At 35.7% G+C, this 9521-nt stretch carries 9 protein-coding genes; 1 reads left to right on the top strand and 8 read right to left on the bottom strand.

The genetic code is table 11. From position 1 onward, the window contains the following. From V7137_RS28580 to V7137_RS28560, 5 genes are all read right to left on the bottom strand, one after another. On the bottom strand, window positions 1-615 hold a 615-nt coding region (locus V7137_RS28580; RefSeq protein WP_335701196.1), incomplete at its 3' end, for a class II fructose-bisphosphate aldolase. Between the two features lie 40 nt (window positions 616-655). Then, on the bottom strand, window positions 656-1054 hold the full coding sequence (locus V7137_RS28575; protein ID WP_335701195.1) for a tetratricopeptide repeat protein: 399 nt from the start codon (window positions 1052-1054) through the stop codon (window positions 656-658). An 18-nt stretch (window positions 1055-1072) separates the two neighbouring features. After that, a complete protein-coding gene (locus V7137_RS28570; protein WP_335701194.1) occupies window positions 1073-2362 on the bottom strand; it encodes a PTS sugar transporter subunit IIC in 1290 nt (429 codons plus the stop codon). Window positions 2363-2391: 29 nt separating this feature from the next. Then, entirely contained in the window at window positions 2392-2700 is a 309-nt protein-coding gene (locus tag V7137_RS28565) for a PTS sugar transporter subunit IIB (RefSeq protein ID WP_335701193.1), read from the bottom strand. A gap of 68 nt (window positions 2701-2768) precedes the next feature. After that, the gene (locus V7137_RS28560; RefSeq protein ID WP_335701192.1) at window positions 2769-4877 is read right to left on the bottom strand and encodes a BglG family transcription antiterminator; all 2109 of its coding nucleotides are present in this window, start codon (window positions 4875-4877) and stop codon (window positions 2769-2771) included. A gap of 549 nt (window positions 4878-5426) precedes the next feature. On the opposite strand from V7137_RS28560, the gene V7137_RS28555 reads away from it, so the two are divergent. Continuing rightward, window positions 5427-5669, top strand: coding sequence for a glutaredoxin family protein (locus tag V7137_RS28555; RefSeq protein WP_335701191.1), 243 nt, complete (start codon window positions 5427-5429; stop codon window positions 5667-5669). A 134-nt stretch (window positions 5670-5803) separates the two neighbouring features. On the opposite strand, the gene V7137_RS28550 is transcribed toward V7137_RS28555, so the two are convergent. The 3 genes from V7137_RS28550 to V7137_RS28540 all read right to left on the bottom strand — a co-directional run bounded on the left by V7137_RS28550 (window position 5804) and on the right by V7137_RS28540 (window position 9481). Beyond that, the gene (locus tag V7137_RS28550) at window positions 5804-6580 is read right to left on the bottom strand and encodes an arylamine N-acetyltransferase family protein (RefSeq protein WP_335701190.1); all 777 of its coding nucleotides are present in this window, start codon (window positions 6578-6580) and stop codon (window positions 5804-5806) included. A 132-nt stretch (window positions 6581-6712) separates the two neighbouring features. Beyond that, a complete protein-coding gene (gene helD, locus V7137_RS28545; RefSeq protein ID WP_335701189.1) occupies window positions 6713-9052 on the bottom strand; it encodes an RNA polymerase recycling motor HelD in 2340 nt (779 codons plus the stop codon). Between the two features lie 243 nt (window positions 9053-9295). Next, a complete protein-coding gene (locus V7137_RS28540) occupies window positions 9296-9481 on the bottom strand; it encodes a hypothetical protein (protein ID WP_335701188.1) in 186 nt (61 codons plus the stop codon). Window positions 9482-9521 lie beyond the last annotated feature (40 nt).

The following is a 9521-nucleotide window of genomic DNA, read 5'->3' as shown; positions in this document are numbered from 1 at the left end:
AACTAAAGGTACATCTACTACCTCATTGATTTCTTTTAATAGGGGGATATTTACTTCCGTTTTAGATTTATATTGTCCATGATTTGTACCAATTGCAATGGCCAACGCATCTACCCCTGTTGCTCTAACAAACTCGATTGCATCTCTTGGATCCGTATAAACCTTTTTATCTTCATCTACATGAATTCCCTCTTCCGTACCGCCGATTGTCCCTAATTCAGCCTCTACTGAAACACCATGTTTATGTGCATATTCTACTACTGCACTTGTCTTCATGATATTCTCTTTAAATGGTAGATGCGAGCCATCATACATCACGGAAGTATAACCTTTGTCGATTGCTTCTTTAATGTCATCAAAATCTCTTGCGTGATCCAAATGCAATACCACATCTACCATTTCTTTAGTAGCCATAGACTCACATACGGCAACTAAGTTTTCATGACCGATATATTTCGCCGTATCAATACTGGTTTGAATAATAATTGGTGCCCCAAGCTCTTTTGCTGCCCGTATCATATCTGGCAACATTTCCAAATTATGTGTATTAAATGCCCCAACCGTATAATTCAATTCCTCAGCTCTACGTGTTACCTCTTTTAATGTAGTGTACATGAAATTTCATCTTCCTTTCTACTATTCTTTATTTTTCTTCCTAGCGCACGCCACGCGTCACATCTTTAGAAATTTGCATCATTTGATCCATTTTTCTTAGATACACCTGTAATAATTCTTCATCATTTGCTTTTGCTGCTTGTGCACGCTTTTGGTTATACAGCTTTAATAAGGCTTTATAACCAGCGCCTATAGATTTTTTCGCAGAAATACTATTTTCAAACGCAGCGATCGCCTGATCTTCTTCACCAAGTTCTTGATACGCTAAGCCAATCTCTTCAAAAATTTTCGCTCGTTCCTCTCCAGCAACTTGATCTACTTCTTCTATTTTTAAAGAGATGGTACTTAATAGTTCTTCTTTACGTTCTTCCGTTAACATGATTTCTTCTGGTGCATCTCTTTTCGGTTGTTTCACTTTCTTCTTACCAAATCCAAACATTACCTGAACCTCCTAATCTTAGAATGCTTTTAAAAGGGGACCAATAAGCCATGCATAAAGTAAAGCAGCTGATACGGTATCTACATCTGTCGCTGTGGCATTGACAAATCCCATCGAATTAAAGATTGTTACTAACAGTGCTGGTAATAATGTAATGAAGAAACCATGAACAATCCCGCCAATAATGGCACCGCGGCGTCCGCCTGTTAGGTTACCAAAGATCCCAGCTGTACCACCGGCGAAGAAGGCTGTTAACATACCTGGCAAGATCATCGCTAAACCAAAGGCAGGCAATACAAACATCGCAATAATGGAACCAATCGTCGTTGTGATGAACCCTAGGATAACGGCATTTGGACTATATGGAAACAAAACTGGGCAATCCAATGCAGGTATCGCATTTGGAACCAACCGCATCGCAATTCCTCTAAATGCCGGAACAATTTCACCAAGCAATAAGCGAACCCCTGCTAATAATACATATACCCCGACTACAAATTGAATCGCTTGTAAGAACGCAAACATTAAATAGTTCGTATTTCCGGATAAGGTAGACCCGAAGCTTTCACCTGCAAACGCTGCCGTAATGATAAAAAGCGGAACCATAACGACCATCACTGATAGATACGTATCTTGTAGAAACTCTAATTGGGAAGGTAATTTCAGATCTTCAACTGATTTTTTCTTTTCCCCTTTTTCACCAACAAGTTTGGCTACACCTGCTTCAAACACATACCCAATCGTACAAAAATGGCCTAATGCTATATCATCCATTCCCGTAATCTTACGAACAAATGGTTGTGCAATCGCCGGCATCGCTACCGCAAAAACTCCTCCAATGAAACCGCCTACTAAAATTAATGCAACACCACGTAAACCTGCAAAGTAACCAAACACCGTTGTCATCGTGGCCATCCAAAGAACAGCCTGACCAGTTAAGAAGATGTATTTCCATTTCGTGAACCGCGCTATTAAAATATTAAAAACAAAGATAGCTAAGAAAGTTAATGCGATATCACGTCCTAAACCTAAGTCATTCATGGCTTGACCATTAATAGCTTCAATCGAAGGAATGATCCCTTGCATATGGAAACCTTCGGTGAAAATCTTACCAAAATAGGTTAAACTGCCAACGATAATACTAGAACCGGCTGACAACACCTGAAAACCTAACATCGTCTTTAGCGAACCAGATATCACTTGCCCAACTGATTTCTTTTGCAAAATTAATCCCAACATAGCAATTAACGCGATGGTGACGGATGCTTGTGTCAGGATATTTTGGATGATAAAGTTTACTACGCCCATTTTTGTCCCTCCATCTCTCTCTTATTTTTTTAAACTAACACTCCTCTTTCCTTTAACACAGGTGTGATTTTTTCTTCTATTTCTTGTTTAGAGACAATATTTCTCAAATAAACAATCGTTGTTTGATTCGGATCAATGGAGAACTTCTCAAATTGCGATTGGAAATTTTGTGCCGTAATAATAATATCCGGTCTTGCTGATACTGCTGACGAAATATCACTATGATCCAATTTGGCATTTACACCTAACTTGTTTAACACATCTTCCGCCGACATTTGACATGCAAAACTACTTCCTAAACCTGCTCCACATACGAATAAGATATTTACTTTTTTCATTTCACTCTCTCCTTTAATCAATCATTTTTTTGTTTTCCTATCTATTTATTTGGTGCTATTATAGCCTTTTATTTCACTACCTCATTTCCATATAACACCTGGTTAAACGATTTCTCATTGGTTGCAGAGATTAACTTTTCTAGTTTTTCTTCATCATTAATTAACTCAATTAGATTTTTCATCACATTTAGATGGGAATAAGAATCAACAGCTGCTAAACAAAAAACAATTTTTACGGGATCGTTATCTGGATTACCAAAATTCACTGGTTCCTTTAACGTCATCACACTAATTCCCAGTTTATTGACACCATCTTCTGGGCGGGCATGTGCTAATGCCAAATGCTTCCCAACTACGATATATGCCCCAAATTCTTCGACCGATTTGATCATTGCGTCGATATACCGCTTTTCAATGACTTCCTCTGATTCTAAGATCTGTCCAACCTTAGTGATCGCTTCCTTCCAATCATTGCATTCCTCATTGAGTAAAATGTTGGAATTCTTTAAAATATCCTGTAACATTGGCTGAATCTCCCTTGTATTAATTTTCAAGTAATGTTCTTTAAACGTTTCCTCCACTTTCTTATAATGATCTTGTGTGACCTTACCGCCACTGTCTACAATCAACGAAAGAACATCCTGGAACAATTTTGTGGCATCTAATTTTTCTGAAATGGTCCTTCTCTTCTCTTTATTTCTGAGTAAAAAAGCTTCGATTTCTTTTTTATCACTTTCACGTAAAATGGGATTTAGTAATAAAACCGGTTTTTTCGGATACTCTATCGGAATCGTGGTAAAAATCAAATCTACATCCAGCTTGTTAATAAAATCTAATTCATTCGAACTCAAAACCGCTACAATTTCGATATTGAATTGCTCTTTTAAATTCGCTGCTAGCAGCTTTCCAGTTGAAATGCCATGGTTACATAGCACAACGGCTTGGTATACATATCGTTCCTCTTGCTTCATCCGGCTTTCAGAAGTAGAAAAGTAAATGGTCAAAAATCCTTTCTCGTCTTCTGATAATGGTTTTTTTGTATATTCCTCTATTTGCTTACTAAAACAAGAGACGGCTTGATAAATCTCTGCTGAGGATTCTTTAATGGTGTCTTTTAATGGATTGAATACCTGTAAATCATTCTTTGCCCTGCTTAATAAGCCTGTGATGTGCTTATATAAACCTTCATACAAATCTTCTTCTCCTCGAGAAAAAGGGATTCCCGTTACCTTCTCCACATGCTCAATTAATTGAATCGCTAATAATTGTGCAGTCACCCAATCAAATGAATTATTCATATCTTTGGGATTGAACGATTCAATCGTGAAGGTAATATATTTAATTTCATTTAGTGAGGGATATAAACAAAACTCCATACAAATCGAATCGACAAAACTTCTAATCAGACCTTCTTTTATCTCCGCTCTAACTCTTGTTAACTCACTAACGGTACTTCCTTCATGGATACGCCTTACCCAAACGGCTAAAAATAGAATAATCTGATTTCGATACACATAATTAATCTCTACTCTGGAGCTGCTCAATACTTCATCAAAATATTCTCCGATTACCTCTAATACACTGGTATTCAAGTATTCTAGAACAAATTTTTCTGCATAGGAGATCACGGCCTCTGGATCTTTATATCCCAGTAAGTGATCAATAACGGTCATACTATTCATCACGTCATACAACATGGAACGTATGGACCGCTCATCACCTTGCAATACAATCCCTTGCTTTGGTAAGCTTACAACATGAATGGCATAATCCTTTAGGAACTGACGTAGTTTTCGCATATCCTCATCCAAAGTACTTTTAGATACCTGTAGCTTCTCTTCCATTTCATATAACACGGTGGTTTTTCGAGTATCGACAATATCTAAAAGCAAGGCAAGAAAACGTTCATTAGGCCGATAATAATCTTTTTCCCTATCATCACCGACTTGCGCCAGCAGTTTAGCACGTTCTTGATCAGATAAGCCAAATTTCAATCCTTTTCCTCTTGCTGACGTAACTATCGGATAATTATTTTCAGCCAGATACTGATTGATCAGCACTAATTCGTTTCGCAAAGTACGTTCACTGATATAGAATTCCTTACTTAAATCCTCAAAAGTTAGATACGCATTTACGGTTAATAGTCTTGTAAATACTCGTTGTGTCCGTTCTTTCATGGATTGTAACCCCTTTCATACTTTGATTATATTTTGTAATGTTGGAAAAGTTTAGTACATGTTTTTGCAACTTCTATCTGCAAAAATATAAGTTTGGAAACGCTTTTATATGTGGAATTCCATCAATTCTACTTTCTCCTATGTTGCAAGTAAGGGTATCATTACTTTTTTTAAACATTCTACAATAATACCTTAATTTGACACTATAGATAAAAATCAACATTTTTATTTACTAGTGCTTTTTAAAGCTGCCTCCACATTAAATTGGTATCTAACATAAAAAATGACCTACCTTTTTATAGAAAGGTTAGGCCTTTTCCAAATTATTAATTGCATCGTTCAAGTCATTATATAGTCAGAAATTTTTATAAGAGAAGATAAAGATATGGTCTTTTGTTGTGGAAGCCATGTTAATTCGGAAGTGGATAAGATTCAATAATTTTTAAAAAAATATTAACCTTAATCGCGTTTTTATATCTTCCGTATATAATTGTACCCATAGAAACAGAATTCATTGTACAATAACTTTAATGAAGTGGAGGTAATAAAATGAAAAAAGTGATTATATATTCTCAAGAAACATGCCCGCCTTGCCATGCCGAAAAACTATGGTTAAAAGAAAATGGGATTGAATTTGAAGAAAGAGACATCCGTAAAGATGATCAATATCTTCAAGAACTTATTCAACTAGGTGCTGCAGCTACACCAGCAACCATTATAAAAGACGATGATCGTGAAGAAGTTATCCTTGGATTTGACCAATCGAAATTGGCTGAAATATTAGGGTTATAATTATTGTCCAACAAGTTTGAATTTTGAGATCAAGTTTTCAAAATGGAGCAATAAGAAACAATTGGCGAACAGTGACTGTCACTGTTCGCCAATTGTGTTTGTTTAGTCCGTTCCACCGAAAATCTCATTTTGTTTTACAACCCAAAATGTAATTTTGCCAACTTTTTGAATTTCACATTATCAATGTTCTCTTTAGATACAACTCCGTCAGCCCATTGGGTAAATGAGGTATCTGTTAAGGTGATGTTTCCATTATGGGTAAGTCGAGTTACCAATGGATGTTTGTTAAATGGTGATTTCGGGTGTTCGGTAATAATTGTTTGGATTGCATTCAAATTCGCTGCATCATCAATAGGCTTCTGGGAATCAAATACATAACCATTTTTCCAATCTGAATCTTTATGCTTTAATTTCATCTCTAAACAATAGTCCCCATATTCATGATTTACTTTTTTTATTCGAAACTCCCCATTATAAGAAGAAATGGTCTCTCCGGATAACGGAACAGGTTTTAATGGTAAATTCCCTCCAAAGCCCGTGTCAATTAGATACGTTTGTTCATCATGATATAAAAGCACTGTTACATGCGTCCTTCCAATTTGAAGATACTCTTCCGCAGCTTGATTATAGACAACACCGTCTGTTAGGACTGCATTAAACCCATTTTCAATTAGGTAGAAATAGAAAAGCGGATTTAATTCATAACAAAGGCCGCCTTCATTTCTTTCTACTATTCTGCTCATTAAGTTTTCCTTAGTAATCTTCCGTGTTTTGTTTTCAATGATAGATAAATTTTCAAACGGGATATTTTGTGCTGTTTTTTCAAGGACCTCCGCTAATTTTTCAAAGGTAATTGTTTCGTTATTTGGCATACCTATTCTCTTATGAAATAAAGACGTCAGCTTTTGCATTTCTAGTCCTCCAAGCACTTTGTACTTATTTTCTGAAATTCCTTTAAGCAAATATTATAGTTTATAACCCAAAAACCACCATTCATTGGTTACCCTTTCTCCACAGGAACGGTTCTCATGGCTTTAAATGAGTTAGTGCCGACTACTAGAACCGTCCCCATGGTCCTTTGTATCAAAATGTACGGATGTAACTTTATTTAATAATAATTCCGATGGCGCACTCGCGTATAAATACAACCTATGCATCGGCCTAGTCATGGCTACATATAACAATTTGATGTCTAACTCTTCTTCACTGTACGATTCTTCCAAGGTAAGAATCAGTACGGCATCAAATTCCAATCCTTTTGAAAGATACGAAGGGAGAATCACTACGCATCCCTTTTTCATATCTTCTTTTTCTTTCAATAGCTGAGTTGGAAGATTGCTATTTTCCAACATATTATGTATTCGTAAGCACTCTTTGTCGGTTCTTCCAATTATCGCAATCGAGTTAAGCTCTTCCTCTTTGAGTACATGAATATCATGTTCAAGTATCTCTTTTACCTGTTCCGGATTGGCAGGGTCGATTTTCGTATAAAGTGGTTTGTCCCCATGTCGAATGACTGGTTCTACTTTTGGCAAGTCTTTATCCATGATAGAAAGAATGTCGTTTGCTAAGTGCATAATCTCGACCGTCGTTCGATAACTCTTCTGCAATGATTGATAATTAGCATTTGGGAAAATATCATTTACTAGTGGTTCCCAACTATTTAATCCTCGATAGGAATGAATCCCTTGGGCTAAATCTCCCACGATCGTAAACAACTCTGTTTCAAAACCTTCTTTAAGTGCGGCAAATTGGAAATAACTATAGTCCTGGGCCTCATCAATGAAAATACTTTTCATTTTATATTGTTCTTCTATACCTTCTAATTTCGCCTTCATATAAAATAACGGAGCTAAATCCTCAAGTTCAAGCGCCTTTTTATTAAAAATCCTTTGACAATAGTTACTTAACCTCTTGCATTCACTCTCTGAAAGTGTAGGGGAATACTTTTTCAAAAGTTCAGGCGACGTCATTAGTTCTTTGTATAATGTAAAAATATCTTTTTTAACAAAAGAATTCATATAATTTTTTATGGCAACCTTTGACTCCTGCTCCACTGTACTGATTCTTTTTTCTTTTGAATCCATGAGAAAGACTACTTTTTCCCTTTTCTTTTCTGAATTTATCCTGCTGCTAAAAAGGAGCTTTTCTAAAGCATCGTCATATTTGCTATTAATTTTAGAAAGAATCATCGATTTTTTTATTCTTAAATCATTTGCTAATAGATTTTTAATTTTATCCAATCTCTTATAGATAGGTAAGTATTGAAATTCTTGTATAAATAGTTTTTTGAGTTTTCCCCCTCTCATTAACCGTGATTTTTCAATGATAAAATCCTCACAAGGTGCCAAATTAAACTCAATTTCTTTTAAATAGTGCTCGATTAACTCCTTAAATTCCAGAGATCCTTTATAACTAGAAACCCATTGGATCGATTTTGATTTTTCATTACCATTAATAAGGGCCATTAATTTTGAATTCGGAGATATTAATTTTATTTTCTTGTCTAAACACCTTCTCATAAATTCAATAAAGGTAGTTTGGTTTATTTTATTTACACCTAAATCAGGCAGAACGGCGGAAATATAATCGATAAATAATTTATTAGGTGCAAGAATCATTAATTTTTCTGGAGGAAATCGATATCCAGAAGAGTAGAGAAAGTAGGAAATTCTATGGAGTGCAATGGTTGTTTTTCCACTTCCAGCAGCTCCCTGAACGATTATGGGGTGTTTTAGAGAAGCTCGAATCACTTCATTTTGCTCATTTTGGATAGTCGCTACAATCTCGGTTAGTCGATTATCTGCTTTTCCAGATAAGGATTTTTGCAATAATTCATCATGTGTGGTTAAATCGATATCTCTAATTTCTTTTAATAATCCATTCTCGATTTCATACTGTCGCTTTAGCGATAAATAACCACTTTGTGTTTCCCCATATGCGTTATAAGTAACATTCCCAAGACGGCCATCATAGTAAACATTTGCAATCGGAGACCGCCAATCGACAATAATGGGGATCTGATTCACACGGTCAAACAGTGAGGCTTTTCCGATATATAAAATCTCTTCTTCGGAGTCACCACTGTTTGTAAAATTTATTCTAGAAAAGTACGGTTTGCCGATGACGCTTGCTAACCTTTCCAATTCACTCTCGGCCAATTCTAAAAATTGAGCATTCGTCAGTAGGGTCATGTAGCTTAAACTACTATCTGATGTATCCAGTTCAGCAAAGGCTTCTTTCAAATTCTCAACGAACTGTTCTTTATTTCCCTTCGACATTTCCAATACGCTTTTAATATATTCCTTTGTAAACTCTAAGCGCTCAACTTCTGCTTGATAATCTTTGTGTTCACGAACTGATTTTTGTTTTTTCGAGCTCATTCTCTTAATCCGTCACCTCTCATTATGAGTTTTAGAACGATGGAACAGGCACAAAAAGAAACATCTACATTTTTTTGTAGATGCTTTCCTTAACAATTGAGCTATATTTTACCATTTGACAAGTGTTAATACAATATACTTTCTGTTAATACGTAAAAATAGTAGTCGATTTTTCCCCACATCATGGTCACAAATATTGTTGCTTCGAGTTAAAGCTCTTTCAAACCTTATCTCACCGTGTTTTTACCCTTTGAAATATAGTAAAGCAATTAGGAAAATAATCAAGCCTATTAAAAAAATAGGACCAAGACCTGTACTGTATACAAAGTAAATTCTAATATGAAGAAGCGCATGGACAATAAGAATGACCAGTAAGCAAAAAAGCAATAAAATGGTTAACTGTACATTTTTATTTCGATTTCGATTCAAAGAATTGGCTCCCTTCTAGAAGCTCTACAAGGACACTAAA

It is taken from the genome of Neobacillus drentensis, assembly GCF_036962765.1.
GTDB classification, from domain to species: Bacteria; Bacillota; Bacilli; order Bacillales; family Cytobacillaceae; genus Neobacillus; species Neobacillus drentensis_C.
This window is presented reverse-complemented; position numbering and strand designations above follow the sequence as displayed.